Origin of the sequence: Daejeonella sp. JGW-45, from assembly GCF_029360805.1 — a bacterium.
GTDB lineage: Bacteria > Bacteroidota > Bacteroidia > Sphingobacteriales > Sphingobacteriaceae > Daejeonella.
On the sequence record NZ_JARKNC010000001.1, the window covers coordinates 562,432 to 589,043 of the forward strand.

Genomic DNA, 26,612 nt, shown 5'->3' on the forward strand with positions numbered 1-26,612 from the left:
CTACTTCTTATAACAGAATACGTTCAGTGCCATATTAAAAGCTTCCGCTATATTGTGTTCATCAATAAATGGCTTTTTACGAATATCAGATTCTTTAATGTAATAGGTAAAGCTCTGCTCAGATACTAATTCCAGTAACTTATGCAGCGTCTGAGGTTCCTTGATGCTGTTATGATATTCAAAGAATATATGCCGAACTTTATGTAATTCGTTGCGACAGCCGTTCAAAACAACTCCTTCGGCACCCTCTATATCAATCTTTAACAAGTCTACATCGGCACTGAGGAAATCGGTCAACGGAACAGTCTCAATTTTAATTGGCTTTGCGTGTTTATATGTATTTTCCAGCCTGCCTCCCATTTTTCCATCGGCAAAAAACGTTAAAACATCCACTTTATCCCAAACTGCTTTTTGGTAAGCGGTGACATTTTTCAAGTTGAACGTTTCTATATTTTCCTTTAAGATGCTAAATATCTCAGGATCAGGTTCAAATGCTATTATCTGATGATTCGGATAATTTTGAGAAAAATACAGGACACTTAAACCCATATTAGCTCCACAATCAATTATCGTTCTGGCATCCCTTGAAGGCTTGAACTCATATATATTCGAATCAAAAAGCTCTTTATAGGTAGCCGTAAAACTTGCGCCGTCATGATATATAAAAGGCTTTCCAAATATATTGGTTGTACCTTTTTGAGATCTTGGATTGGCAGCAATGATTGACAGTTCTAAATTAATGTCCACACTATTACCTGCAACCTGTAGTAGCTTAAAATAGTTCCTTTTGATTGTCTTTCTTAAACCCACGCCGTTCTTATTCAGTAATAAAATATTCAAAAAAAAAAGCGATCATCGCAGACCGCTTTTCCAATTTATGTTAAAACCTATAATTTCCTCTTCACCTCAACCTGCTCATACGACTCGACGATATCGCCAACTTCAATGTTGTTGAAGTTTTGAATGTTCAAACCGCACTCGTAGCCTGTGGCAACTTCTTTTACGTCATCTTTGAAACGTTTTAACGAAGCCAGCTCACCTGTGTAGATAACCACGCCATCGCGAATGATACGTATCTTGCTATTCCTGGTGATCTTACCGTCGAGTACCATACAACCTGCGATAGTACCCACTTTACTGATCTTGAATACCTCACGGATCTCAACGTTTGAAGTAATTTTCTCTTCAAATTCAGGATCAAGCATTCCCTCCATCGCAGCTTTAACTTCGTTGATGGCATCGTAAATGATAGAGTATAGCCGGATATCGATCTGCTCTGCTTCTGCGAGTTTGCGGGCACTGGCCGAAGGGCGTACCTGGAAACCTATGATGATCGCATCTGAGGCAGAAGCCAGCAAAACATCCGATTCGGAGATCTGGCCTACTGATTTATGTATGATATTAACCTGTATCTGTTCGGTTGATAGTTTCAATAATGAATCCGAAAGTGCTTCGATAGATCCATCCACGTCACCCTTAACAATAACGTTAAGCTCCTTGAAGTTACCGATCGCCAGACGACGGCCGATCTCGTCAAGGGTAATGTGTTTCTGTGTACGTAATCCCTGCTCGCGCTGTAATTGAAGTCTCTTGTTTGCCACCTGGCGCGCTTCAACTTCACTTTCCATTACATTGAACTTATCTCCGGAAGTTGGTGCTCCCTGCATACCAAGAACCTGTACCGGCGTCGAAGGACCTGCTTTGTCCACCTTTACTCCACGTTCATTATGCAGCGCTTTTACCCTTCCGGAATACCCCCCCGCAAGGATCGGATCGCCTACCTTCAACGTTCCCGCCTGTATTAGGACGGTAGTTACAATACCTCGTCCTTTATCTAAAGCTGCTTCTATAACGCTACCCACAGCACGCTTATTAGGATTAGCTTTAAGTTCGAGCAGATCTGCTTCGAGTAATACCTTTTCTAATAAAAGGTCTATACCCGCACCCGTTTTACCGGAAATTTCCTGGCTCTGATATTTACCACCCCAGTCTTCGACAAGGATGTTCATCGCCGACAATTGCTCTCTGATCTTATCTGCGTTTGCTCCGGCTTTGTCTACCTTACTAAAGGCGAACACAATCGGAACATTAGCTGCCTGCGCATGATTAATAGCCTCACGTGTTTGAGGCATAACGCTATCGTCAGCCGCGATTACAATAATTGCAATATCTGTTACCATGGCACCACGGGCACGCATCGCAGTAAAGGCTTCGTGACCAGGTGTATCAAGGAATGTTATCTTACGGCCGTTCTCAAGTGTTACCTCATAAGCACCGATGTGCTGAGTAATACCCCCTGCCTCACCGGCAATAACGTTGGTTTTGCGTACAAAATCAAGTAATGATGTTTTACCGTGATCGACGTGACCCATTACGGTAACTATCGGTGCTCTTGGAACTAATGACTCTTCGGTATCAACTTCTTCCAACAGTCCGCTTTCCTCATCCTCCGGTTTAACGAATTCTACTTCGTAACCAAACTCATCCGCAACAATAGTCAGAGTTTCCGCATCTAACCTTTGATTGATCGATACGAACATTCCCAGGCTCATACAGGTTGAGATGATCTGTGTTACCGGAACATCAAGCATTAAAGCAAGCTCGTTGGCTGTTACAAACTCCGTGACCTTTATAGTCTTGGATTGCATTTCCAGTTCCATTGCTGCCTCTTCCGCTGTTTGCGCAACATCATCACGTTTTTGACGGCGAAGTTTAGCGCGCTGAGCGAATTTTCCTGATTTACCTGCACCGCTTAAACGCGCCAGTGTGGCTTTTATCTGGTCTTGTATTTCTTTATCTGTTGGCTCGGCTTTAGGAGTACTATCTGTACGCGGCTTATTCCTGAAATCAGGACGTGCACCGCCGGGAGTATTTTGGCCCGGTCTTGCATTTCTGAAATCCGGGCGATTACCCTGATATCCTCCTCCGGGAGCTCCGGGAGCTGGTGCCGGCCGATTGGTTCCGGGTTGTTGATTCCCACCCGGCTGTCCGGGAACGTTATCCTTACGTTTACGCTTGCGCTTATGATCTGCACCAGCCGCACTTGACGACGAGGCTACGGGTTGTCCGCGGCGTGCAGGCGTAACTGGCAGTTCAATTCTTCCAATTACATTCGGCCCGCTTAAGCGTTCCGCCTTAGCCCGTATAACCGTTGCATCAGGGTTACTTTCCTGCGTATTTGGTCTGTTCTCTATCTTTTCTTCTGCTGGTTTAACTTCTGCAGCAGGCTCAGCTTTCGCCTGAGGTTTGTCTTCAGTTTCAGCAACAACCCGTTTAGAAACTTCAACCGGTTTTTCTACCTCCTTTACAGGCTCAACTGGTTCGGCTTTAGGTTCAGCAGCTTTTACTGGTTCCGCTGGTACGGGTGGAGCAACTGGAGCTTCCGGTTGAACCGCTGGCTTTTCTGCTTCAACAGGCTTTTTATCAGGGCGTGTTTTAGAATTAAGATCATCCAGATTGATCTTACCAACTATTTTCACACCAGGTAATGCACCCTCATCGGGCTTCTGCTGTTCAGCAGCAGGCTCGGCAGGAGCAGACTTTGGCCTTTCAACCACAGGGGGCGTATACGAACTCACGTTCTTGATCAGGATCTCTTCCTGTTCAAAATCTTTTGAACGTGGCTGCGGTTCAGCCCTCTCAGGTGTAACAGGCAGATCATCGCGACGAATCTTGCCTATAACAATCTGTTTGGCTTCTTCTTTTACGATCTTATCACCCTGGTACTCCTTTAAAAGAACATCATACATCTCATCCGTGAGTTTAGTGTTCGGACGGGCTTCAACTTTGTAACCCTTCTTCGCTAAAAACTCAACCGCTGTAGATAAGCCTATATTCAGCTCTTTCGCAGTTTTAAGTAAATTTGTGCTTTTACCTTCTGACATTTATTATTTAACCTCGCTTATTTTTGTACAAAAGTACGGTTTTTATCTTTGTTTCAGTATCAAGAATCAAGTATCAGGTATCAAAGATTAATTCCTGCTTACTATCTGGCATCTTATTATACTAATTTAACGTAAACGTATCACGTAAAACGAAATACTTTTTACTCAAACTCTGATCTCAGGATTTCCATCACATCTTTAACCGTGTTCTCTTCAAGATCAGTACGTTTCACCAATTCATCTACTGTTAAAGCCAGAACTGATTTTGCCGTATCCAACCCAACGCGTTTAAATTCGTCAATGATCCATCCTTCAATTTCATCTGAGAACTCTTCGATATCTACATCTTCATCATCTTCATGTGCCTCACGGTAAACATCGATCTCATAGCCTGTCAGTTTGCCGGCAAGCTTGATATTATGTCCGCCACGCCCAATTGCTAACGAAACCTGATCAGGCTTTAAATACACCGCCGCTCTCTTCTCTTCATCATCCAATTTGATGCTGGTGATCTTCGCCGGGCTCAGTGCACGCTGTATATACAACGAAATATTATTTGTATAGTTTATAACATCGATGTTCTCATTCTTCAGCTCACGAACAATGCCATGGATGCGTGAACCTTTCATACCCACACATGCTCCTACCGGGTCAATCCTGTCGTCGTATGATTCAACTGCAACTTTAGCACGCTCACCCGGTTCACGAACGATCTTCTTAATAGTGATCAAGCCGTCGAAGATCTCAGGCACTTCCATCTCGAACAAACGCTGAAGGAACTCAGGAGCGGTACGCGAAATAATGATCTTAGGGTTGCCGTTAAGCATCTCTACTTTATCAATAATAGCCCGTACAGAATCGCCTTTCTTAAAATAATCTGCCGGGATCTGCTCCGTTTTCGGAAGTAAAAGTTCATTGCCTTCATCATCAAGCACAAGCGTTTCTTTCTTCCACACCTGATAAACTTCACCAGTTACTATTTCTCCCACACGATCTTTGTATTTCTTAAAGATCTCATCTTTCTCCAGCTCAAGGATCTTTGAAACCAGGGTTTGGCGGGCAGCAAGTATCGCACGGCGGCCGAAACTTTCAAGAGTGATCTGCTCGATAAAATCATCACCCACTTCGAGGTCGGGATCTATAGCTTTTGCTTCCGCGAGCTCTATTTCCAGATCGTCATCCTCTGAGAAACCATCTTCCATAACGGTTCTTGTACGCCAGATCTCCAAATCCCCGTTATCCGGATTTACAATGACGTCGCAGTTTTCGTCGTTGCCATACCTTTTACGCAACATGCTCCGAAAAACCTCTTCCAACACGCTAATAACCGTAGGACGGTCAATATTCTTAAAGTCTTTAAACTCCTGGAATGAATCGATTAAATTAATATTGCTCATTTTTTATTGAGATTTGAAATTTGAGATATGAGATGTGAGATTGAACGCTATCTAACGTCTCACATCTAGCATCTCATATCTAATTATTTAAAATTAATATTGCTCTTTTTTTTTGAGATATGGGATGTGGGATCGAACGCTGTCTCACATCTAGCATCTCATATCTAATTATTTAAAACTCACTAAAACTTTTGTTTCTGATATATCTGTAAAGGGAATAACGTTCTGCATCACAGTTGCCTTTTTCCCTTTTTCCTTAATACTTTCTTCTAAAGTAATTCCATCCCCGTCAGCTGCGATCAGCTTGCCCTCCTTCTTATCACCGTTTTTCAGCTTAATACTCAACGAACGGTTAATATTTTTCTGATACTGCCGGAACGATTTTAAAGGCGTATCCAATCCGGGCGAAGAAACCTCCAGGTTATATGCCTGCTCAATCGTATTTTCTTCTTCCAGGTGAAATCCAACGTGGCGGCTAACAGCTACGCAATCAGTTATTGCAACTCCATTATCACCATCTATAAGGATGGATAACTGACCGCTGCTGCGCATCTGTACATCTACTAAAAACAGATCCGGGCGATCAGCGATCTTCTCTTCAACCAGTTCAATAACCCTCTTTTCTATGCTCATAATACCTTTTTGTCCGTGTTTAAAAAACAAACGGGTAAAAAAAGAGCCCCGATAATGTCGGGGCTCTTCTCAGATCGGATGCAAATATAAATAAAAACATTCTGATTACAAACAACTAAAATAGAACAGGTTAGAAATCATCGCCTTTACTTTGAATTTTTCGAAGAGCCAGATACCAGGGGCGGCTGACGATATACACTAAGTCCAACCGGATAACCCTTCCTGACGTATTTCTATCCATTCACTCTCTATTCACTACCGGTTCACTAACAATAAACCTTAAATCCAGGCTTTTCTTTTTGTAGAAATACACTAAGCTCTTGTCAATCTATCGTTTAATGAATTTGTACTCCAGGAAGTCGCCCGCCGGCAAAAGATCCCTTTGGGAAATAATATCTTCCGGTTCCTGCATAAGCTCACGGGTATAACATCGCGAAAAGTAAGCCTGCCCCTTTTTAAAACCTGCTGCAGGTGTGAATTGCACCAGGCTATCCAAAACAAGGTAAGATCCATCCAGTGCGTCCTGGAAATCTCTCATTTCTTTGTCGGCCGGCTCTTCATAAACAGCAAAGAAATCTTTCCATTGCTCAGTGCCAAGGGAATCTGCGCGAAACTCGGCAATAGCATAGGAAGAAATGTTCTGAAGTTCCACCGAGGTACTGTCGGCCGAAAGGGCTATGCGGACACCGGTTGAAGCATTGATTCTATCCTGCGCCGGACCACAGCCAACCGATGCCAGAAAAATAATTAACATAATGTAAAACAGATTTTTCATCTTCATGGTTACATAGACTATTCTAAGCTAGTAATTATGAGACTTATCATTGAAATTTTATTAATGGGCGTGGCCGTTGCGATAGCGGCTTACTTACTCCCCGGTGTAGATGTATCGGGATTCTGGAGTGCGGTTATAGCAGGCGTACTTATCGCGCTGGCGAATGCCACCATCGGAACTATTCTGCGCATCCTGACATTCCCGATCAACTTTCTGACACTTGGCTTGATGTCGTTTATTATTACCGTGCTGATGGTGTTGCTGGTAGACAACCTGATGGACAGCTTTAACACCACAGGATTCTTTTCAGCTCTCATGTTTGCAATCGTGCTGGCGGTGTTGAAGATGATATTTTCGGCGGTTGACAATGACCGGGGTTAATGGAATGGGGGGAATAGGGAATGGGGGAATAGGAAATGAATTCCGGTTTTCTTTTCTCTATTTCCCATTACCTATTTCCCATTCCCCTAACCCCCCTATTTCCCCACAATCGCCTCCGTCGCCCTCACAACGCTCGGTGCCTTATCCTTTTTAGTGATCTCAAAAACATCTCTGTTGTTCCGGGATGTAAAATGACGCCCGAGTGCGTTAACCGCCGCTACGCGCACATGTGATACTTCATCCTTGAGCGCTATCGTACGGATGGTTTCGTAAGCAGCATTCTGCTCCTCAGATGTGAGTCTATCCGCAACGGCTATCGCTGCTGTACGGATAAACCAATTCTTATCCTTAAATGCTTCAACGAGGGTCAGCCGGGCAAGAGGATCACTTTTCTGCTGTAGCATCACCATAACCGCTTCAAATCTATCCATGAACAGGGGGGCGTTCTTATATTGAAAAATATATTGGGCCAGAGTCTTATTTTCCGTTTTCTCTCCGAGAAGGTATTTCCCGGCGTCGGCATTCACCAGGTCGGGCGCAACAGAAGATGAGAACAGGAACGTTTGATCTGGCTTATCCAGCACTATACTTTTACGCTCAACCTTACCTCCCGAGTAAATGTCGACTTCAAGCGGGATACGGTACACAGGCGTCTTTGTCAAATCCTGCGTTTGCCTGATGTTAACAGAAATCTCTTTTTTATCTGCATTATAGCTGCTTTGGATATTTAATACAGGATGACCTGAAGCCAGGAACCACTGGTTGAAAAACCAGTTCAGGTCCGTGCCGGTCACCTCTTCGAAAGCAAGCCTCAGATCGTGGATCTCAGCGCTCTTGTAAGAATGCCTGGTAAGGTAGAGGTGCAGGGCTTGAAAAAAGGCCTCATCTCCGACCGTCTTACGAAGCATGTGAAGTATTCGCCCGCCTTTTTGATAACTGATCTCATCAAACATTTGCTCCCGGTCGGCATAGTCGAAACGGATCACATCCGGGCTTTTCTTACGATCGCCGCCCAGGTAGGCAGAGAGGTCCTCAAGGCCCTTCAGATCCGCAATGTCACGGCCGTATTTATGTTCTTCCCATAGGTATTCTCCATAGGTTGCGAACGATTCGTTTAAAGGAAGGTTCGACCACGACTCGGCTGTTACCAGGTTGCCGAACCATTGGTGAAACAGCTCGTGAGCAATTATATCCTCATGGTTTTCATCCAGGTACTGGCCCGCCGACATATTCATCCTGTCAAAAAACACGCTGGCTGTGGTATTTTCCATGGCGCCGCTGACAAAATCGCGGACAACGATCTGTGAGTACTTATCCCACGGATAGTCTATGCCAAGTTTCTTTGAGAAGAACTCGATCATTTCCGGTGTTTTGCCAAAAACAAGTTTAGCGGTCGAAGCGAAAGCAGGTTCGGTGTAATAGTTGACTTCTTTATCCCGCCACTTATCTTTTGTAATGGTAAAATCGCCAACTGCGATCATTGTAAGATAGGTAGCGTGGGGCTGCTCCTGGCGCCAGCTATCGGTGCGGGTACCATTTCCATTCAGGCTGCTGTACTCAAGCGATCCGTTAGAAAGGCTGACATATTCATTTGGCACAGTGATGTTGATCTCCTGTGTCATCTTTTCCTGCGGGCCGTTAATAGTCGGGAACCAACTGGAATTACACTCCGTTTCTCCCTGGGTCCAGATCTGGCGCGGCTTCTCTTTGTCCTTCCCCTCCCGGTTGATAAAATAGAGCCCGCGGTCACCGGCCGAGGCAATATCTTCGCCAATCTTTAACTTATTCGGCATTGCCACGTAGTCCACATAAACGGTATAGGTCTGATCACGGGTATATTGTTTGTCAAGTTTAATCTGCAGCTTCTTGCCATCGTAGGTATAGCGCACCGGCTGGTGGTCGTCCTTTTTGACAAGAGACACGCTGTTGATCTTAAAGCCATTCGCATCCAGGGTCATCTGATCCGACGAATAGAAATACGGCCGGGCTTGTATAGTCGCTTTACCGTAGACGTAGGCGCTGTCCCAATTGAAGCTGAGATCGAGTTTAGTATGAATTATATCGGTTAACTTAGGATAACTCGCCCTGTAAATATTTAATCCCGGCGCGTTCTCGCTTACTGTTATCGGATCGAGATTTACCATTTTGGGAGTTGAGCATGATAGGAAAAATGCCGCCAGGATGGAGCAGGGTAGGAAGTATTTTGTCTTCATAGATTAGTCTTCAGCGAGCAGGTCATTAATTGTTTTCTCAAATTCCTGTACGAAATCATCATAATGCTTGCCGGTACCGGGCCCGCTAAAGCCGGTGTGTATTTTTCTTACTACCCCTTTTTTGTCGATGATCATCAGGGTAGGGAAAGCTTCGAAGTTATTAAGCATCGGCAGGCTTTTTTGGACATCACCTTTCTCGTTCGTATACCCGGTTAACAGCATCTCATAAGGCACGTTGAACCTGTCACGCAGACGCCGGACGTTCTTCCTCGAACGTTCGAGATCGGTGGTCCGCTCATAAGCAAGGCCGATAATCTCCACGCCCCTGCTGTTAAACTTATTGTAAAACGGCACAAGGTAAGCAGTTTCGTCCATGCAGTTAGGGCACCATGAGCCGAGGAATTGTACCAATACAACTTTGTTCCGGTATTTCTCGTCAGTAATAGACACATCTTTTCCATCTAATGACGGAAAGGTAAAATCTATCCGGTCAAAACCCTTTTTTAATGCAGTTAACGAATAGGCATCCGGTAACAGGGCCTGTTCATCTTTACGGGCTGCCCAGGTCCTGATGCCTGAAGGCCCATAATAGAACTTACCGTCTACAATGGTACTATCATTAACCAGGGTGCCGGTAAACAAATAGGCATTGCCCCCATCAAAGCTGGATAGATAGAGTCTACTATCTGAAACCGTTCCCTCCAGGAAGCGGTAATCGCCGGTGGTGGTTAGAAAGGTACCCGACAAGCGGCCATTTTCCTGACTAAATTCTCCTACAGCAATAGTAGTATCTCCGGTATCAGGAGTGGCAAATGTGGCAGACCACCGTCCGGACACATTCGGTATCGCGCTTTTATTGGCTTTAAAGAATCGCCAGTCGTCGCCATATTTCGCCTCGAAATTCATGACCGCATCTTTGTCTGCCAGATGCTTGATCCATTTTCCCGAAAGCAAATTGCCTTTGTTCTTAGCTTTGATCTCTGTGTCAAAAAGGGGCATATTGATGAAGATAGAATCGTCGGCATGTGAAATTTCATCCACCCCCAGACGTTCCTTACCGTTCATGAGATAGATGTATTTTTTACCCAGCGAATCAACAACCTCGAAGTTAAAAGGGATTTCAGCTGCTGAATCCGTTTTAAGCGTCGCCCGCCAAATTCCTGTCTTCAGTTCTGTATCAGAAGATTTGCACGAAAAAGCTAATAAGATAGCAAAAACACAGGTAATGTTTAAAATTGATCTCATCCGTTTTATTTTTATTTCAATATTTCACGTGCTATAATGATCTTTTGGATCTCTGAAGTACCTTCATATATCTGGGTGATCTTAGCATCCCTCATAAGCCTTTCCACATGATATTCTTTAACAAACCCATAACCCCCATGAATCTGTACTGCTTCGACAGTGACTTTCATCGCTACCTGCGAAGCATAGAGCTTGGCCATTGAGCTCGCCTGGGCATATGGCAGATCCTGGTCTTTAAGCCAGGCAGCTTTAAGGCATAACATTCTAGCGGCCTCAATTTCCGTAGCCATATCGGCGAGTTTAAACTGGATTGCCTGGTGGCCCGATATAGGCTTTCCGAAAGCTTTCCTTTCCTGTGAATAGTTCAACGCCAGCTCATAGGCGCCCGAGGCGATGCCTAATGCCTGTGACGCGATACCGATCCTGCCACCCTCCAGCGTTTTCATAGCAAATTTGAAACCAGAACCCTCTTCGCCGATACGGTTCTCTTTAGGCACTTTCACATCTGTGAACATTAAAGAGTGCGTGTCTGAGCCCCTGATCCCCAGCTTGTTTTCTTTTGGCCCGACAGTGAAGCCAGGCATACCCTTTTCTACGATCAGCGCGTTTATGCCCTGGTGCCTCTTTGCGGGATTTGTCTGGGCAATGACGAGGTACGTAGACGCGGAACTTCCGTTAGTGATCCAGTTCTTTGTTCCATTCAGCAAATAGTGGTCGCCCATATCCACGGCGGTAGTCTGCTGCGATGTGGCGTCAGACCCTGCCTCAGGTTCAGAAAGACAGAATGCGCCGAGTTTTTCGCCAGCAGCGAGAGGCTTCAAATATTTTTCCTTTTGTTCTTCTGAACCATACTTCTCCAGCCCGAAACATACTAGGGAATTATTTACTGATACCACTACGGATGCTGAAGCATCAATTTTGGACAGCTCCTCCATAGCCAATACGTAAGACACGGTGTCGAGACCCGATCCATTATACTTTGGGTCCACCATCATACCCAGAAAACCCAGTTCGCCTAATTTCCTGATTTGTTCCGCAGGAAATTTCTGGTTCTCATCCCGATCAATGACTCCCGGCTTAAGTTCGGTATTAGCAAAATCCCGCGCCGCATCACGGATCATTAATTGCTCTTCTGAAAGTTCGAAATACATAGATAATTGGTTAGTTCAGCAAGATAATCTTTTGGGTGACTATTTGCCGGAATACAAATTAAGGAATATTTCTCATCAACTGTATTGATGAAGGTTGGAATTAGACCGGTTATTTAGTGAATGACCTGATCTTTTGCTCGATCAAAGTAGTCGAATATCCCGGCAGATAATCCAATGTCTTTACCTGCCCGCCATTTTCCAGAACAACATCCGCGCCCACAATCTGCCCGATGGTATAATCTGCACCTTTCACCAGTATATCCGGCTTCACGACTGTAATAAGATTGAGGGGAGTGTCTTCATCAAACAATATAACCGCGTCGACGAAGGAGAAAGAAGCCAGCATCAGCGCACGCGAGTCTTCAGCCATTATGGGTCTGCCCGGACCTTTCACTCCTTTTGCTGATTTATCAGAATTCAACCCGATGATCAGCCTGTCGCCAAGATCGGCCGCCTTGGATAAATAATCAATGTGACCCTTATGGAGCAGATCAAACCAACCGTTGGTAAAGACAATCTTTTTTTCAAGCAAACGCCACATATTGAGCCTTGCCTGAAGCTGCTCCAGGGTAAATATTTTTTCCTCTATGTGCTGAAGTTTACCCATTCCGAATAGCTTTTGACGTTTTTAACATGATCAAAATTAAGCTAATTGCACCAGCAAATAGAATTAATATCGTTTGTGAGGAGTGAATGAGAAGCGCATAGGCAAGTCCCTCGCTCTTTGGAATATCGTATACAAGCAAACCCTCAGATACCATATAATGGAAAGCACCGATGCCACCCTGAACAGGCACGATCATACCGAGACTGCTAAATACCAATACCGAAAGCGCAGCAAACACACCCAGGCCCGAAGTGGCTTCGAGTGCGAAGAAACATAGGTAGGTGGACAGGCCATAAAGGAACCATATAAGCACGGAACAGAAAACAAAACCGGTTTTATCTTCGAGGCCCTTTACGGACATAATACCACTTTTCATGTCCATAAATAATTTATACAGCTTGTTCTTTATTCCCCACTCCCGTTTTTTCATGAGCAGGTAAAATAATCCGATAGCCAGAAGAAGAACAAGGCCTGCAAATACCAGAATAGTCAAATTACCGGCGCTTCCATCAAGCTTGACCAGGACGTTCTGGTAGAGGAAGTTGGCAAGAAGATCAAACTGCAATATTATTCCCAGGGCGAGTATGATCAGCAGCATAAGGAGATCAACTACCCGCTCAACGATCACCGTTCCGATGAGTTTAATAATAGGGATATTATCCGTCTTATTTATTACACCGCAGCGTGACACTTCACCCATTCGCGGGAATGCGACATTGGCCATATATCCTATGATGATAGCGTAACAGGCGCTCAATATAGAAGGGGTGCCATGCCCCAGAGGGCTGATCATCATTCTCCACCGGATAGCCCTGACCACGTGTGCCAGGAAACACACTATAAGAGAGGCCGCAACCCAAACATAGTCTGCTTCACGCAGATCTTCCAGCAACTTACCCCAATCCTGTCCGCGGAATGCCAGGACCATTAAAGCGATTCCCAGAACCAATAAGAGTAAATATTTAAGAGCCGATATGTATTGTTTCAATTATTTAGTTGTTAATATCATATTATCGATAATCCGGATACTTCCTACCCGGGCAGCTACAAGCGCGATAATAGTACCTTCTTGCTTTGAGGCGGCTGGCTGAAAAGTTTCTGCGTTGAAGATCTCGAAATATTCAGGCTCAATTCCGGGACTTGCTGCAAGAAAATCAAGCGCTTCTTCCCTGACTTGCGCAATACTTTTGTCTTTAAATCCTGTCTTCGCCCGCGTTAGCGCCTTATATAATGCCAGGGCATTTTGCCGGTCTGCTTCTGACAGGTAAACATTCCTGGAGCTCATGGCAAGACCATCTTTCTCACGCACTATCGGGCACCTGACCAGCTTAACTGACATCTGGAGTTTCTTCACCATGAGAGAGATGATCATAAACTGCTGAAAGTCCTTCTGACCAAAAAATGCATAATCAGGGTTGACGATATCGAACAGCTTTTTAACTATCTGGGTAACGCCCTGGTAATGCCCTGGCCTGATCTCTCCTTCAAGGATAATATCAAGCCCATCCAGCTCTATATGCCAGTTATCTGAACTCCTGTACATCTCATCTACCTCGGGCAAAAAAAGCACATCACAACTAACCTCGCGAAGTTTGCGGATATCGTCTTCGATTGGTCTTGGATAGTTTTCAAGATCGCTTTTATCATTAAACTGGGTGGGGTTAACAAAAATGCTGCAAACTACAATACTGGTTTTGTTTTTTGCTGCCTCTATTAACGATAAATGTCCCTGATGCAACGCTCCCATCGTAGGTACAAAACCTACCGTCCTGCCCGGCGATCTTAATTCATTTAAATAGTTGTGAACTTCTGCGCGGGTCCTGAAAATTTCCAAAATATGTATCCGTTAATTGTGCTCAAAAATGGTTAAATACTTAAATACCACCAAAACAACTTGCCTAAATCGTTGATATTTCATAAGATATTGCTTATCTTTGCTGTTCGAAAACTTTTCTTAACCCTTAATTTAATCAAATTGGAGATGGCAAAAACGAAGATTCTTTTTATTACGCATGAGATGTCGCCTTTCCTTGAACTTACCAAAATTTCTGAGATCACCCGCCAGCTTCCCCAGGCAATGCAAGACAAAGGATTTGAGATCCGGATCCTGATGCCACGTTTTGGTAATATTAACGAACGCCGTAACAGGCTACACGAAGTGATTCGTCTTTCAGGAATGAATATTATCATTAATGACAATGATAACCCATTAATAATCAAGGTAGCTTCTATTCCTTCAGCACGGATGCAGGTTTACTTCCTTGATAACGAAGAATATTTTCAAAGGAAGCATGTATTTGCTGACGGAAACAATAAGTTTTATGAAGATAATGACGAGCGTACTATCTTTTTCTGCAAAGGTGCGCTCGAAACAGTTAAAAAACTAGGCTGGTCTCCTGATGTGGTTCACTGTCACGGATGGATGAGTTCTTTGGTTCCTGCTTATCTGAAAACTATCTATAAAGATGATCCTACCTTCAAGAATTCAAAAGTAGTTTACTCTGTCTACGACGACGCGTTTGAAAACAGCCTTAATGCAGGGTTTGCTGCCAAAGCAATCATGAACGGCATGAATGCAGAGCACACGGAAGTTTATACTGCTGCAACAAATACCGCGTTGAATATCGGCGCTATTTCTTATTCTGATGCGGTTATTTATGCAAGCGAAAATATAAGCGAGGAAGTGTTAAAGTTTGTTAAAAAAGGCAATAAACCTACGCTGGAATTCAATTCCACTTCAGATTTCGAAAATTATTACAACCTTTACGAAGAAATCGCTAACGAAGAGCTGGTCTCTTTAGCTTAAAGGTGTATCGCCAATGAAACCACGACTATCGCTTAAAGCGATAGCCATTCGGGATTCATAAGGCTCTTAAAACAAATGTAATACAGATGAAATTATACAAATTAGACTTATTAACGTTGTTGATAAGTCTTTTTATTTTAAGTGGCTGTCAGAATACAGATTCTATAGGTCTGGATGTGGATCCCGCAACTGGGATTAGCGGAACGTTTACCGATACGGTAACGGTCAGGACATCCACTGTACGTGAGGATTCAATACCGACAAATTCATTATCTCAATATCCGCTTGGATATTTTAACGATCCTGTTTTTGGGAAAACCACTGCCAATATCGCCATGACGTTAAAGATCGCTAATACCGGTGCTACTTTTGGAACATCCCCCACATTAGACTCAGCTGTTCTTATTCTTCATTATGGTAAGGAGTTTTATGGCGACAGTACTTCTAAATTTCAGATCGAGGTACGCCAGCTGTCCGAGCAAATGAACAGAACAAAGAGCCACTATAATCAATATGGGTTTAACGTTTCTCCCGCGGTTATAGGGAGCCAGCTTGTTACTGTAAGGAGAAGAGACAGTGTTAAAGTTAATGAAATCGTTACCGGTAAGCCTGATGTCGTTAAAACCAAGGCTCCTCAGATACGTATTCCAATAAGCGCGGCGTTTATAAACAACAACTTTCTAAATGCGCCGGCAACGAACTTCAGCACTAACGAGCTTTTTATTAAATTTATTAAAGGCCTGCACCTTCGGGTCAATGAGGCACAGAGTTCCGGACCAGGTGGTATCGCATTCCTTAACCTTACAGATTCGAGCAGGCTGGATGTTTTCTACAAAAGTACAAGCGGAACAACTATCGATACGACCATGATGTCGTTTCCTATTTCAAACCTTGAATACCCGGTATCTGCGCAGTTTACACACGATTATACAGGAACTGATGTCCAAACTCAGCTTAACAATCCAAATACCCAATACGATTTTACGTATGTACAGGGCTTGGGGGGCGTTCGTACCAAGATCCGTTTCCCGTATATCGAGAAACTAAAGGAACTGGGTAATATTACCATTAATAAAGCTGAGCTGATAGTCACCGTGGTCGGAGGTACAGATAATTATACGCCTTCGCCGCGCATGATCATTTATACGACGGATATTGCGAACCAACGGCAGTTTATACCCGATTTTGGTACAGACCCCCTTGTCTCATTAACTGACAATGAGTTCGGCGGCTTTTACGACGCTACTAAAAAGCGTTATAAATTTGTAGTTACAACTTTTCTGCAGGATATCATTAAAGGAAAATCTAAACAGTACGATACCTTTATAGCCCCTGTTAGTGAAGGTTACACTCGTTCGGAAGGCAAAGGCCCTTCAGGCACTACCGCATCAAGAACAATTTTCGGCAGCGGCAAGACTGGGGTGACCTACAAGATGAAGTTGAATATTTTTTACAGTAAAATAAATTAAGTTCCGGTAAATTTCTTCATTTACTTCTTAGTTTTCAGTAGTTTCGTCACATACATTATTAACAACTATGTGCGGAATTGTTGGATACATCGGTTATCGGGATGCCTGGCCGATCGTAATTAAAGGGCTCCACAGGCTTGAATACCGGGGCTATGACAGCGCCGGAGTGGCACTGATAAATGATACCCTTAAAATCTATAAAAAAGCTGGCAAGGTAAGTGACCTTGAAGATGCCGTTAAGGGAATAGATCTTAATGGCAAAATAGGCATGGGGCATACCCGTTGGGCAACCCACGGTGAACCTTCGGATAGAAACTCGCACCCGCATACATCGGGTGACGAGCGTCTCGCTATCATCCATAATGGGATCATTGAAAATTATTCCGCGCTCAAAGAAACCCTGTTGTCCAGGGGGCACGTTTTTAAAAGCGACACCGATACAGAAGTTCTGATACACCTGATAGAAGACATTCAGGATCAAACTGGCCTTGATCTCAGAGAGGCTGTAAGGATAGCTTTAAATGAGGTTGTCGGTGCATTTGCCATAGTGATTATGAGCAAAGACGATCCTGATGAACTTATTGCCGCGCGTAAAGGCAGTCCTATGGTTCTGGGTGTGGGAGACGATGAGTACTTTATTGCTTCAGATGCTTCCCCGATCATAGAATATACTAAAAACGTAATCTACCTTAACGACAACGAAATTGCTTTTATCAGGAGAGAAGAGCTGCTGATTAAAAATATCGATAATGTTGTGCAGATCCCCTATGTGCAGGAATTGGAATTAAAGCTGGAGATGCTTGAGAAAGGAGGATTCGACCACTTCATGTTAAAAGAGATTTACGAACAGCCTCGATCTATAAAAGACTGTATGCGCGGAAGGATCTACCCTTCCAGCGGGCAGGTACAATTAGGAGGTATCAAGGAATATGCTGAAAAGCTAAAAAATGTTGACCGGATAATCATTGTAGCCTGCGGTACCTCCTGGCACGCAGGCCTGGTTGGTGAGTATCTTATCGAAGAATGTGCAAGAATACCGGTGGAAGTGGAATACGCCTCAGAATTCAGATACCGTAACCCAATCATATCAGAAAAGGATATCGTTATCGCTGTTTCACAATCCGGCGAGACTGCTGATACAATGGCCGCAATCGAGCTTGCGAAAGAGAAGGGAGCAACCATATTTGGAATTTGTAATGTAGTAGGTGCTTCAATCCCGAGACTGAGCCACGCCGGCGTTTACACTCATGCCGGCCCCGAAATAGGCGTAGCCTCTACCAAAGCCTTTACAGCACAGGTGACTGTACTGACATTGATGGCCTTATATATGGCCCAGCAGCGAGGAACGATCTCTCAAAGTAAATTGATTCACTTACTTACCGAACTTGACAATATCCCCGGTCTGGTAGAGAAATGTCTTGAATCAAATGAGAAGATCAAAACTATTTCAGAGCATTTTAAAGGGGCCCTTAATTTCCTCTTTCTGGGCAGGGGAAGCGGTTTCCCGGTCGCACTTGAAGGTGCTCTCAAGCTGAAGGAAATCTCATATATCCACGCTGAAGGATATCCGGCAGCTGAAATGAAACACGGCCCTATCGCGCTGATCGATGAGGAGATGCCGGTGGTGTTTATCGCAACAAAGAATTCATCTTATGAGAAAGTAATTAGCAACATCCAGGAAGTAAAGGCTAGAAAGGGAAGGGTTATCGCAATAGTTACTGAGGGTGATACTGTTGTACGGGGTATGGCGGACTACGTGATTGAAATCCCTGATGCGGATGAAGTATTTTTACCTTTGCTGGCTACCATTCCGTTGCAGCTGCTATCATATCACATCGCTGTGCTTCGTGACTGCAATGTTGATCAGCCCCGGAATCTGGCTAAATCGGTAACAGTAGAGTAAATTCCTGTTAAATCCTATCAATTATGGCACAAGGTGCGTAACTTTGTGCCATGTTTATTACTGTTCTTAAATCAAAGATCCACCGCGCGACGGTTACGGACGCAGATCTAAATTATGTTGGCAGCATTACAATAGATGAAGACCTTATGGATGCTGCAAATCTGATTGAAGGCGAAAAGGTGCAGATCGTCAATAATAACAATGGAGAACGCTTTGAAACTTACGTCATAACTGGTGAGCGGAAAAGTGGTACGATAACACTAAATGGGGCTGCAGCCAGGAGAGTGATGAAGGGTGACATCATCATCATCATTTCATACGCAATAATTGATACCGAAGAAGCAAAGAAATTTAAGCCTGCTATCGTATTTCCGGTAGAAGGAACGAATTTATTAAAATAGCTGTTCCGGCAGATCGGTATGCGTTTTTGAAGATGTTGATATCAGGTTGTTGATATCATTCAGTTCCCGGTCTGTCAGGTATCGCCATTTACCTATAGGCAGATCAAGCACGATATTCATTATTCTTACACGTTTAAGCTTAACCACTTTAAAGTCAAGATACTCACACATACGGCGAATTTGTCTGTTAAGCCCCTGTGTAAGAATTATCTTAAACGTATTCCGGTTAATCTGTATTACTTCACATTTTCTTGTCACGGTATCCAGAATAGGCACTCCTGCGCGCATCTTTTTTAAGAAATCCGGCGTCACGGGCTTGTTTACAGTTACTATGTACTCTTTTTCGTGATTATTTCTGGACCGAAGGATTTTGTTGACAATATCCCCATCACTGGTCAGGAGGATTAATCCTTCACTTGGCTTATCCAACCGGCCTATCGGAAATATCCGCTTAGGATATTTAATGTAGTCGATGATATTATTCTTCTCTGCCTTTGTATCCGTTGTACACACGATACCTATAGGTTTATTAAAAGCGATATATACCGGCTTTTCGTCAGGGGGAGAGACAAACTTCCCGTCCACCTTTACCACGTCTCCCTGAACGATCTTCGTTCCCATCTCCGGAACGGCCCCATTGATAGTTACCCTGTTCTGAAGTATCAGACTATCCGCTGCCCTTCTGGAACAATATCCGATCTCGCTTAAGTATTTGTTTATCCGGGTAGTTTTTTCGTCCTCCATCTCTGATTGCCGCCTTCAGGTATTATGGGCTAATTGATTTTCACTGCAAAGGTAGGAGGATTTAAATATTTAACTTTACATCAACAACAAAATACCATGACCATTGTCCAACTTGAATATATTGTTGCAGTCGACACCTACAGAAGTTTCGGTACTGCAGCAGAGAAATGCTTTATAACACAGCCAACTATGAGCATGCAAGTGCAAAAGCTGGAAGAAGAGCTCGGAGTAATCCTTTTCGACAGAGGTAAACAACCCGTAGTGCCTACAGAAATAGGGACCGAAATAATCGAACAAGCGAGGATTATTCTGAAAGAAAGTTATAAGGTAAAGGAACTTATAAGGAACAGAAAAGGAAAAATTGAGGGTGAGCTGAAGATTGGTATCATCCCAACTATGGCCCCCTACCTGATGCCTAAGGTCATCTCTGCTTTTATGAATAAATTTCCAGGTGTCCAGTTATTAATCTGGGAATATACAACAGACCAGATCATCCACGAGTTAAAAAATGGTTTGCTCGACTGCGGCATTCTGTCAACACCCGTTGATGATAAGAGTTTACACGAAAATCCGCTCTTTTATGAATCGTTTGTTGCTTACCTGTCCAAATCCAGTCCGCTCATTAAAAAGAGAAATCTGGTTCCGAAAGATATCGACCTAAATGACCTATGGCTGCTAAACGATGGGCATTGCATGAGAAATCAAATACTGAATATCTGTAACAGGGAAAAATCGACCATGCTCAAGCCATTTGAATACAACACCGACAGCGTTGAAAGTCTCAAGAGAATGGTAGACATGAATAACGGAATTACCCTCTTACCCGAGCTTTCGACGGCAGACTTTTCTGTGAAGCAACTCGATCGTGTACGCTATTTCAAATCACCCGAGCCCAGCCGGGAGATAAGTATAGTCACTCACCGGAACTTCCTTAAGAAAAAACTGATCTCTGCACTTGAGCAGGAAATTATTGCTGCAATACCTAAGCGTATGCAAAGCAAAAAGAAAAAAGAGATACTGGATATATATTGAATTATCCTCTGCCCCTGAATTTTGACAAGAGCCAAATGATCAGCGCAATAATAATAACAACAATGAAAATTCCGGTATAGGCACCAGCTGCAAAGATATCACCTATAAGCTCGCAGCCTGACAATAAGGTGATGACGAAAAGAGCAACTATCGGATATATTTTGTTCATGATCTTTAAATTAAAAAAGTGATGTACTTTCATAATACATCACTTTTTTAATAAAGTTTGCTTTCGCAGGTTTTATTTTGCTTTTGCGTAACGATCTGAAACTGCGTTCCAGTCGACAACATTCCAGAAAGCAGCAATATAATCAGGACGCTTATTCTGATATTTTAAATAATAGGCGTGCTCCCAAACGTCCATACCAAGAATCGGAGTCCCTTTAACCTCAGCAACATCCATTAAAGGGTTATCCTGGTTTGGAGTTGAACTCACCTGTACCTTACCGTCGCCGCCTACACTTAACCAGGCCCATCCTGAACCAAATCTGGTAGTGCCTGCCTCAGCAAATTTCTTCTTAAATTCTTCGAATGACCCGAAGGCTTCGTCAATAGCTTTTGCAAGATCGCCAGAAGGAGCACCACCTCCATTTGGTGACATCACCGACCAATACAAAGTATGATTAAAATGACCGCCACCATTATTTCTAACCGCCGCCGGGTACTTTGAAACATTTTTCTGAATATCTTCTATGCTTTGGCTTTCACCATCTGTCCCGGCCAGAGCTTTGTTTAAATTATCTACATAAGCCTGGTGATGCTTCCCATGGTGGATCTCCATGGTAGCTTTATCAATATGTGGTTCTAAAGCGTCGGCCGCGTACGACAGCGCAGGTAGTTCAAATGCCATGATATTTTAATTTTAAGTTTAACAATATTACTTTAACAAATATAAGAGTGTAATGTTGGAAATTATTCAATTAGATGTCATGATTTATTACGTTTTGCAATAAAAAAATCTTTCATTAACTGCGCCGCATTCTCAGCCATAACGCCGCTTATCACCTCAGTTCGCGGATGCACAATTCTTTGCTTGATCTGGCTGAATCCACGTTTCATATCATGTGCTGCAAAAACTATTCTGCTGATCTGTGTCCAGTAAGAAGCACCTGCACACATAACACAGGGCTCAATAGTAACAAACAGCGTGCAGTCTTTTAAGTACTTTCCTCCCGTATAATTCGCAGCTGCAGTAAAAGCCTGCATTTCGGCATGAGCAGTTACATCGTTAAGTTGTTCAGTAAGGTTATGCCCACGCCCGATTATCCGCCCGTTATGGACAATCACGGCGCCAATAGGCACCTCATCGAGCTCTAGTGCCTTCTGGGCTTCCTTAAGTGCCTCTTTCATGAAGAACTCATCCGGAACTACTGCCGGTTCGCTGTTAAAGCTGACATATTTCATAGATCAAAGCTAGGCTTGTTTTATTTAGGAAGCAAGCCAATGGTAGTTGTAAGTTATACGTTGTAAGTTATACGTGCTGCTTCGAAAGGGAAACTATCTTATTTGACGCATGGTACACTTGAAAGAAACGCACAACCTATAACGTACAATCTATAACTTATTTAGGTATTTCAGTTTGGCAACTTATCGCGATCCTGTTCCACGCATTGATGGTTACAATTGCCATGATCAGCTGAGCAATATACTGTTCGTCAAAGATTTCGATAGCTCGCTGATAAGTCTTATCGGTAAGTCCGTGCTGGCTGATTAGAGTAACCTCTTCAGTAACAGCTAAGATCACTTTCTCTTCGTCAGTAAATAGATCTGTTTCCTTCCAGGCATTTAACAGGAAAATCCGTTGAGCTGTCTCACCATTTTTTAAGGCGTCTTTACTGTGCATATCAATACAATAGGCACAGCCATTTATTTGAGATGCCCTGATCTTTAAAAGTTCCATATGCGTTTTGGAGATCTTGCTCGTTCCCAAATAGTTCACCAAACCATACATAGCTTTGTAAGCTGCGGATTCGGTTTCTGCGATGTTTACTCGTTTACTCATTTCGTTTGACTAAAGTTTGTTAATTATTCAAGGGCGTGCCTCGTTTGTGTTTACACATCAAAGGTCTTAAATGATTAAACAGAAAAACTTAAACTGGTTTAAGAAATGATCCTCGCCCTTAATTCACTTAAATATTCGGGGGTCATGCCAAGATAAGAAGCTAGCAAATACTGGGGCACCCGTTGGATAAATTGGGGGAAATTCGCTGAAAAGTATCGATAGTTTTCTTCCCGTGAAAAGTCATAAAGATATCTGATCCTTACCTGGGTGGCCGCATTGGCAGTCTGATGTACCATTCTAAAATAACGCTCCATCTGCGGAAATTTCCTCAGCATATTTTCCTGTTCCTGAAGACCAAGAGCCCATACTTCAGATTTTTCAACTGCCTGAATGCAGAAGCTGGAGGCGGTTTGGTTTTGAAAAGAAAAATAGTCAGCCAGCCACCAGTGCTCAAGAGCAAACTGTGTGGTTTTTTCAACACCTTTTTCGTCGATAAAGAACATCCGCAGACATCCGCTGGAAACAAAATAGTTGAACTTGCAGATCTGTCCTTCTGTTAACAGATCCTCTTTCTTTTTCGAATGGATGATCTTAAAATAACCCAGGATAGAAGAAAGGTCTTCATCATTTACTGCTATAAATTTGCGAATGTGATCCTGAAGAATTTGTGACATATACAAAGGTATTCGATTCCGGATGAAACTTTTATGTCTTATTAATTTCCAAGAGTGGTTGCTTAAAGCGGCTTCAGATAAGCGCAGATCCGTTTGGAACGTTACGTTCTACTGTTGACAAGACAATATCTCCATTTTCATCGGCAAAACCTGTCACAAGAAACTGCGATTGAAACCCTGCAATGTTCTTTTCAGCGAAATTAACGACCCCTATAACCTGGCGCCCAATTAATTCCTCTTTCGTATAATGTTTGGTAATCTGAGCGCTGCTCCACTTAAGACCGAGTTCACCAAAATCAACCTTGAGCTTATAAGCCGGCTTCCTAGCTTTAGGGAAATCGTAAACTTCCAGTACTGTTCCAACTCTTAATGCTACCTTTTCAAAGTCACTCCATTCTATTGTTTCCATTCTTGATCAATCGCATTATTATTTTACAGTCGTTGTTCCATCCGGCCAGGCAACAGGCAGACCACTGCTTTTATATATAGGCATCTGCGCCTTATACGACTTCAGCATCTCACTAAGCTTCGCAGCCAGCTCTTTGGCTTTCTTGGGATTTGTTGCACTAATATCCTTTTTTTCACCCAGATCATCTTTAAGATTATAAAGCTCCAGCTTCTTCTGCTTCATCAAATAGATCAATTTCCAATCGCCTTGCCGGATGGCGCTTGCGTAACAGAATGCATTACTTTCATCGCTAGTCCAACGGTTAGGGTAATGCCATACAATAGCTCGGGAATCGTCTTTCAGCGCCGGATCTTTGAGGGACGGTATGAAGGTTATCCCGTCGACCGTCTGCTTTGTTGACACATTGCGGATCCCGGCCATTTCCAGAATTGTCGGAAAAAAATCATTGATGTGAACATTCTGGCCCGAAACCGATCCCGCCTTCGTGACACCCGGCCATTTTACAAGCATCGGTTCACGGATTCCACCTTCATATAAAGAGCCTTTTCCGGCTTTAAGCGGATAGTTATGGGTATAAGCTTCGCCTCCGCGGGGAGGAACTAAGCTGAGTCCACCGTTATCAGATATGAACATAATGATCGTATTATCAGCTATTTTCTTCTCTTCAAGCATATCCATCACATCCCCCAGGCTCTTATCCATTCCCTCGATCAAGCTGGCATATTTCGCCTCAATACTGTCAACCCCCTTGTCCAGATACTTTTTCAAAAACCTCGGATCACCCTCGATAGGAGTATGTACGGCATAGTGAGACAAATACAAGAAAAATGGCTTCTTGTATTTTATCGGATCAGCTACTGCCTTTATCGCTTCTAGGGTCAAGGCTTCTGTCAGAAAGATATCTGAGCCATAATATTCTCCCAATCCGGGCACAGCGTTTAACATCAGCGGCCGGCCTGGATTGTTCCCATAATTCTCCTCTCCATAATAACTTTCAGGATGACCTATTGAACTGCCTGCTATGTTCACTACAAATCCTAGGTTTCGTGGGTTGGATGCCGGGGTACCAAATGGCCCCCAATGTGCCTTTCCTACATGTGCGGTGAAATATCCGGCGTCTTTAAGTAATTGCGGCAAAGGTGTAGCGTTTACGGTCGCAGGGATTGACGGGCCAGAACTTATACCATTCAGATTCCAGGAAGGCGAGGTAAATAAGTCATCTGCATAATCAGTAAGCTTATCTTTCTCAGGAGATGTCCAGTTAGTTACCCGATGCCGTGCCGCACTCATCCCGGTAAGGAAACTCACCCGTGTTGGTGTGCAGACTGAATTAGCATAGGCATTCGTAAACTTCGTACCTTGTGCCGCGAGACGTTCCATATTGGGCGTTTTATAACGCTTGTTCATTTCCGTAACCCCGTCCGCGAAAGGTACAGACGTATCCTGCCAGCCCATATCGTCAACCATAAAAACAATGATGTTGGGACTATTTTGGGAAAAGGCCATCCCCGATGCTAATATTAAAGCAATGAGTATAAATAATTGTCGTTTCAGAATCATAAGCATAGTTTACATTCCCTGGCTAAAAATGAATAGCGATAGAATCGTATAAAAAGTACAAAATTACCATATTAAAGCTATAATTCAATAAATTATGTCCGTCAGGTGCTAATGAACTACCTTTGCAGATATGTTCAAAGTCAGATTAAAAAAAGGTAAAGAGAAAGCGGTCAGGCAATTGCACCCTTGGGTGTTTTCGGGGGCAATAGAAAATATAAAGGGTGCACCTCAAAACGGGGATATCGTGATGGTGAACGATAATAGCGACAACTTTCTTGCCTACGGGTTTTTTAATGATAAATCGCGCGTGGCCGTTCGTCTGCTGGAATGGAACCTTGAAACTGAAATTAACGAAGACTGGTGGCGTAAAAAGATTGCAAAAGCGGTAAAAAGCCGGGAACACTTGTATACGGGGGATACAAATACTTATCGCCTGATCTTTAGTGAGGCAGATTTCATCCCCGGGCTGATAGTGGACCAATATGCTGATTTCCTCTCCGTTCAAATACTTACCAGCGGCATAGAAAGGATAAAGCCGATAGTCATTGAAGAACTTCAAAAGCTTCTGGATCCTAAGGGAATATTTGACCGCAGCGATGCTTCTGCACGTGCCCATGAAGGAATGGAGACATCTTCAGGCGGCGTCCTGGCAGGACTGCAGCCTCCTGATTTTGTCAGTGTAAAAGAGAATGGCATCTTTTATCATGTAAATATTGCTGATGGTCAAAAATCTGGCTTCTATTGTGATCAGCGTGATAATCGCAGAATGGTTGCAGATCATTCGAGTGGCAGAAAAGTCCTTGACTGCTTTTCTTATTCCGGTGGCTTTAGCCTGAATGCTTTTAGAGCAGGCGCATCGGAAGTTGTAAGTGTAGATAGCTCAGGCCTTGCAATTGAAACGTTAAGACGTAATATTGAAATAAATGACTTCAGTAAGATCCCGCACAGGTTAATTCAATCAGACGTCAATAAGCAATTGAGGCTGTTCCGTGAAACCAATGAGACATTTGATCTGATCATTCTCGATCCGCCGAAATACGCACCTTCACGGTCCGCGTTAACAAAGGCATCAAGAGCATATAAGGACCTGAACCGTCTTGCAATGCTCCTGCTGAATGAGGGCGGCCTCCTGGCCACGTTTTCATGCTCCGGGGCGGTCGATATCAATACATTTAAACAGATCCTTGCCTGGGCTGCGCTCGACGCCGGCAAAGAGGTCCAGTTTATAGAACAATTCGCGCAGCCGGCAGATCATCCGGTAAGGTCATCTTTTCCGGAAGGAGAGTATTTGAAGGGTTTGCTGTGCAGGGTGAACTGATTACTTCG

At 43.6% G+C, this 26,612-nt stretch carries 26 protein-coding genes; 7 read left to right on the forward strand and 19 right to left on the reverse strand.

What is annotated here, in order from left to right:
* From P2W76_RS02580 to P2W76_RS02600, 5 genes are all read right to left on the reverse strand, one after another.
* Positions 1–840 (reverse strand): FkbM family methyltransferase, encoded by an 840-nt coding sequence (locus P2W76_RS02580; protein WP_276345918.1) that lies wholly within the window; start codon positions 838–840, stop codon positions 1–3.
* 47 nt (positions 841–887) lie between these two features.
* On the reverse strand, positions 888–3,884 hold the full coding sequence (infB, locus tag P2W76_RS02585; protein WP_276345919.1) for a translation initiation factor IF-2: 2,997 nt from the start codon (positions 3,882–3,884) through the stop codon (positions 888–890).
* Positions 3,885–4,045: 161 nt separating this feature from the next.
* A complete protein-coding gene (nusA, locus tag P2W76_RS02590) occupies positions 4,046–5,281 on the reverse strand; it encodes a transcription termination factor NusA (protein ID WP_276345920.1) in 1,236 nt (411 codons plus the stop codon).
* A gap of 168 nt (positions 5,282–5,449) precedes the next feature.
* The gene (gene rimP / locus P2W76_RS02595) at positions 5,450–5,914 is read right to left on the reverse strand and encodes a ribosome assembly cofactor RimP (protein WP_276345921.1); all 465 of its coding nucleotides are present in this window, start codon (positions 5,912–5,914) and stop codon (positions 5,450–5,452) included.
* A 328-nt stretch (positions 5,915–6,242) separates the two neighbouring features.
* Positions 6,243–6,668, reverse strand: a complete 426-nt coding sequence (locus P2W76_RS02600; protein ID WP_276345922.1) for a hypothetical protein — start codon at positions 6,666–6,668, stop codon at positions 6,243–6,245.
* A gap of 57 nt (positions 6,669–6,725) precedes the next feature.
* Between P2W76_RS02600 and P2W76_RS02605 the strand changes: the two genes are divergently transcribed.
* Positions 6,726–7,070, forward strand: coding sequence for a phage holin family protein (locus P2W76_RS02605; protein WP_276345923.1), 345 nt, complete (start codon positions 6,726–6,728; stop codon positions 7,068–7,070).
* A 95-nt stretch (positions 7,071–7,165) separates the two neighbouring features.
* On the opposite strand, the gene P2W76_RS02610 is transcribed toward P2W76_RS02605, so the two are convergent.
* From P2W76_RS02610 to panC, 6 genes are all read right to left on the reverse strand, one after another.
* Positions 7,166–9,283 carry a M1 family aminopeptidase gene (locus P2W76_RS02610; RefSeq protein WP_276345924.1) on the reverse strand — a complete coding sequence of 706 codons (2,118 nt, stop codon included), beginning with the start codon at positions 9,281–9,283 and terminating at the stop codon, positions 7,166–7,168.
* A 3-nt stretch (positions 9,284–9,286) separates the two neighbouring features.
* On the reverse strand, positions 9,287–10,528 hold the full coding sequence (locus P2W76_RS02615) for a TlpA disulfide reductase family protein (RefSeq protein WP_276345925.1): 1,242 nt from the start codon (positions 10,526–10,528) through the stop codon (positions 9,287–9,289).
* A gap of 11 nt (positions 10,529–10,539) precedes the next feature.
* Positions 10,540–11,679: an acyl-CoA dehydrogenase gene (locus P2W76_RS02620; protein ID WP_276345926.1), complete on the reverse strand. Its 1,140-nt coding sequence runs from the start codon at positions 11,677–11,679 to the stop codon at positions 10,540–10,542.
* Positions 11,680–11,788: 109 nt separating this feature from the next.
* Positions 11,789–12,286, reverse strand: coding sequence for a D-glycero-beta-D-manno-heptose 1-phosphate adenylyltransferase (rfaE2, locus tag P2W76_RS02625; protein ID WP_276345927.1), 498 nt, complete (start codon positions 12,284–12,286; stop codon positions 11,789–11,791).
* Positions 12,279–13,274: a lysylphosphatidylglycerol synthase transmembrane domain-containing protein gene (locus P2W76_RS02630; protein WP_276345928.1), complete on the reverse strand. Its 996-nt coding sequence runs from the start codon at positions 13,272–13,274 to the stop codon at positions 12,279–12,281. Before P2W76_RS02630 ends, rfaE2 begins: the two co-directional genes overlap by 8 nt.
* On the reverse strand, positions 13,275–14,120 hold the full coding sequence (gene panC / locus P2W76_RS02635; RefSeq protein ID WP_276345929.1) for a pantoate--beta-alanine ligase: 846 nt from the start codon (positions 14,118–14,120) through the stop codon (positions 13,275–13,277).
* Positions 14,121–14,267: 147 nt separating this feature from the next.
* On the opposite strand from panC, the gene P2W76_RS02640 reads away from it, so the two are divergent.
* The 4 genes from P2W76_RS02640 to panD all read left to right on the forward strand — a co-directional run bounded on the left by P2W76_RS02640 (position 14,268) and on the right by panD (position 18,865).
* A complete protein-coding gene (locus P2W76_RS02640; RefSeq protein WP_276345930.1) occupies positions 14,268–15,092 on the forward strand; it encodes a glycogen/starch synthase in 825 nt (274 codons plus the stop codon).
* 86 nt (positions 15,093–15,178) lie between these two features.
* Positions 15,179–16,561 (forward strand): DUF4270 domain-containing protein, encoded by a 1,383-nt coding sequence (locus tag P2W76_RS02645; protein ID WP_276345931.1) that lies wholly within the window; start codon positions 15,179–15,181, stop codon positions 16,559–16,561.
* Between the two features lie 67 nt (positions 16,562–16,628).
* Positions 16,629–18,464: a glutamine--fructose-6-phosphate transaminase (isomerizing) gene (glmS, locus tag P2W76_RS02650; RefSeq protein WP_276345932.1), complete on the forward strand. Its 1,836-nt coding sequence runs from the start codon at positions 16,629–16,631 to the stop codon at positions 18,462–18,464.
* A 50-nt stretch (positions 18,465–18,514) separates the two neighbouring features.
* Positions 18,515–18,865 (forward strand): aspartate 1-decarboxylase, encoded by a 351-nt coding sequence (gene panD, locus P2W76_RS02655; protein WP_276345933.1) that lies wholly within the window; start codon positions 18,515–18,517, stop codon positions 18,863–18,865.
* Here the strand turns inward: panD and rluF are convergent.
* Positions 18,857–19,609, reverse strand: coding sequence for a 23S rRNA pseudouridine(2604) synthase RluF (gene rluF / locus P2W76_RS02660; protein WP_276345934.1), 753 nt, complete (start codon positions 19,607–19,609; stop codon positions 18,857–18,859). The genes panD and rluF overlap by 9 nt on opposite strands.
* Before the next feature lie 96 nt (positions 19,610–19,705).
* Between rluF and P2W76_RS02665 the strand changes: the two genes are divergently transcribed.
* Complete coding sequence (locus P2W76_RS02665; RefSeq protein WP_276345935.1) at positions 19,706–20,641, forward strand: hydrogen peroxide-inducible genes activator; 936 nt, start codon at positions 19,706–19,708, stop codon at positions 20,639–20,641.
* A gap of 1 nt (position 20,642) precedes the next feature.
* Here the strand turns inward: P2W76_RS02665 and P2W76_RS02670 are convergent, their stop codons facing one another.
* From P2W76_RS02670 to P2W76_RS02700, 7 genes are all read right to left on the reverse strand, one after another.
* Positions 20,643–20,810 carry a hypothetical protein gene (locus tag P2W76_RS02670; protein WP_276345936.1) on the reverse strand — a complete coding sequence of 56 codons (168 nt, stop codon included), beginning with the start codon at positions 20,808–20,810 and terminating at the stop codon, positions 20,643–20,645.
* A 72-nt stretch (positions 20,811–20,882) separates the two neighbouring features.
* Complete coding sequence (locus tag P2W76_RS02675) at positions 20,883–21,491, reverse strand: superoxide dismutase (protein WP_276345937.1); 609 nt, start codon at positions 21,489–21,491, stop codon at positions 20,883–20,885.
* A gap of 77 nt (positions 21,492–21,568) precedes the next feature.
* Positions 21,569–22,045, reverse strand: a complete 477-nt coding sequence (locus P2W76_RS02680) for a nucleoside deaminase (protein WP_276345938.1) — start codon at positions 22,043–22,045, stop codon at positions 21,569–21,571.
* Between the two features lie 157 nt (positions 22,046–22,202).
* Positions 22,203–22,643, reverse strand: a complete 441-nt coding sequence (locus P2W76_RS02685; protein ID WP_276345939.1) for a carboxymuconolactone decarboxylase family protein — start codon at positions 22,641–22,643, stop codon at positions 22,203–22,205.
* A 98-nt stretch (positions 22,644–22,741) separates the two neighbouring features.
* The gene (locus P2W76_RS02690; protein WP_276345940.1) at positions 22,742–23,317 is read right to left on the reverse strand and encodes a Crp/Fnr family transcriptional regulator; all 576 of its coding nucleotides are present in this window, start codon (positions 23,315–23,317) and stop codon (positions 22,742–22,744) included.
* Between the two features lie 73 nt (positions 23,318–23,390).
* Positions 23,391–23,726, reverse strand: coding sequence for a tRNA-binding protein (locus P2W76_RS02695; RefSeq protein ID WP_276345941.1), 336 nt, complete (start codon positions 23,724–23,726; stop codon positions 23,391–23,393).
* Positions 23,727–23,744: 18 nt separating this feature from the next.
* Positions 23,745–25,286, reverse strand: a complete 1,542-nt coding sequence (locus P2W76_RS02700; RefSeq protein ID WP_276345942.1) for a sulfatase — start codon at positions 25,284–25,286, stop codon at positions 23,745–23,747.
* Positions 25,287–25,416: 130 nt separating this feature from the next.
* Here P2W76_RS02700 and P2W76_RS02705 point away from each other — a divergent pair, with 130 nt between their 5' ends.
* Positions 25,417–26,604 carry a class I SAM-dependent rRNA methyltransferase gene (locus P2W76_RS02705; protein WP_276345943.1) on the forward strand — a complete coding sequence of 396 codons (1,188 nt, stop codon included), beginning with the start codon at positions 25,417–25,419 and terminating at the stop codon, positions 26,602–26,604.
* Positions 26,605–26,612: the final 8 nt, after the last annotated feature.

Excerpts from the sequence above, each read along its gene's own strand:
- infB (WP_276345919.1), bottom strand. The coding sequence starts at position 3,884 with ATGTCAGAAGGTAAAAGCACAAATTTACTTAAAACTGCGAAAGAGCTG.
- nusA (WP_276345920.1), bottom strand. The coding sequence starts at position 5,281 with ATGAGCAATATTAATTTAATCGATTCATTCCAGGAGTTTAAAGACTTT.
- rimP (WP_276345921.1), bottom strand. The coding sequence starts at position 5,914 with ATGAGCATAGAAAAGAGGGTTATTGAACTGGTTGAAGAGAAGATCGCT.
- P2W76_RS02600 (WP_276345922.1), bottom strand. The coding sequence starts at position 6,668 with ATGTTAATTATTTTTCTGGCATCGGTTGGCTGTGGTCCGGCGCAGGAT.
- P2W76_RS02605 (WP_276345923.1), top strand. The coding sequence starts at position 6,726 with ATGAGACTTATCATTGAAATTTTATTAATGGGCGTGGCCGTTGCGATA.
- P2W76_RS02610 (WP_276345924.1), bottom strand. The coding sequence starts at position 9,283 with ATGAAGACAAAATACTTCCTACCCTGCTCCATCCTGGCGGCATTTTTC.
- P2W76_RS02615 (WP_276345925.1), bottom strand. The coding sequence starts at position 10,528 with ATGAGATCAATTTTAAACATTACCTGTGTTTTTGCTATCTTATTAGCT.
- P2W76_RS02620 (WP_276345926.1), bottom strand. The coding sequence starts at position 11,679 with ATGTATTTCGAACTTTCAGAAGAGCAATTAATGATCCGTGATGCGGCG.
- rfaE2 (WP_276345927.1), bottom strand. The coding sequence starts at position 12,286 with ATGGGTAAACTTCAGCACATAGAGGAAAAAATATTTACCCTGGAGCAG.
- P2W76_RS02640 (WP_276345930.1), top strand. The coding sequence starts at position 14,268 with ATGGCAAAAACGAAGATTCTTTTTATTACGCATGAGATGTCGCCTTTC.
- P2W76_RS02645 (WP_276345931.1), top strand. The coding sequence starts at position 15,179 with ATGAAATTATACAAATTAGACTTATTAACGTTGTTGATAAGTCTTTTT.
- glmS (WP_276345932.1), top strand. The coding sequence starts at position 16,629 with ATGTGCGGAATTGTTGGATACATCGGTTATCGGGATGCCTGGCCGATC.
- panD (WP_276345933.1), top strand. The coding sequence starts at position 18,515 with ATGTTTATTACTGTTCTTAAATCAAAGATCCACCGCGCGACGGTTACG.
- rluF (WP_276345934.1), bottom strand. The coding sequence starts at position 19,609 with ATGGAGGACGAAAAAACTACCCGGATAAACAAATACTTAAGCGAGATC.
- P2W76_RS02665 (WP_276345935.1), top strand. The coding sequence starts at position 19,706 with ATGACCATTGTCCAACTTGAATATATTGTTGCAGTCGACACCTACAGA.
- P2W76_RS02670 (WP_276345936.1), bottom strand. The coding sequence starts at position 20,810 with ATGAACAAAATATATCCGATAGTTGCTCTTTTCGTCATCACCTTATTG.
- P2W76_RS02675 (WP_276345937.1), bottom strand. The coding sequence starts at position 21,491 with ATGGCATTTGAACTACCTGCGCTGTCGTACGCGGCCGACGCTTTAGAA.
- P2W76_RS02680 (WP_276345938.1), bottom strand. The coding sequence starts at position 22,045 with ATGAAATATGTCAGCTTTAACAGCGAACCGGCAGTAGTTCCGGATGAG.
- P2W76_RS02685 (WP_276345939.1), bottom strand. The coding sequence starts at position 22,643 with ATGAGTAAACGAGTAAACATCGCAGAAACCGAATCCGCAGCTTACAAA.
- P2W76_RS02690 (WP_276345940.1), bottom strand. The coding sequence starts at position 23,317 with ATGTCACAAATTCTTCAGGATCACATTCGCAAATTTATAGCAGTAAAT.
- P2W76_RS02695 (WP_276345941.1), bottom strand. The coding sequence starts at position 23,726 with ATGGAAACAATAGAATGGAGTGACTTTGAAAAGGTAGCATTAAGAGTT.
- P2W76_RS02700 (WP_276345942.1), bottom strand. The coding sequence starts at position 25,286 with ATGATTCTGAAACGACAATTATTTATACTCATTGCTTTAATATTAGCA.
- P2W76_RS02705 (WP_276345943.1), top strand. The coding sequence starts at position 25,417 with ATGTTCAAAGTCAGATTAAAAAAAGGTAAAGAGAAAGCGGTCAGGCAA.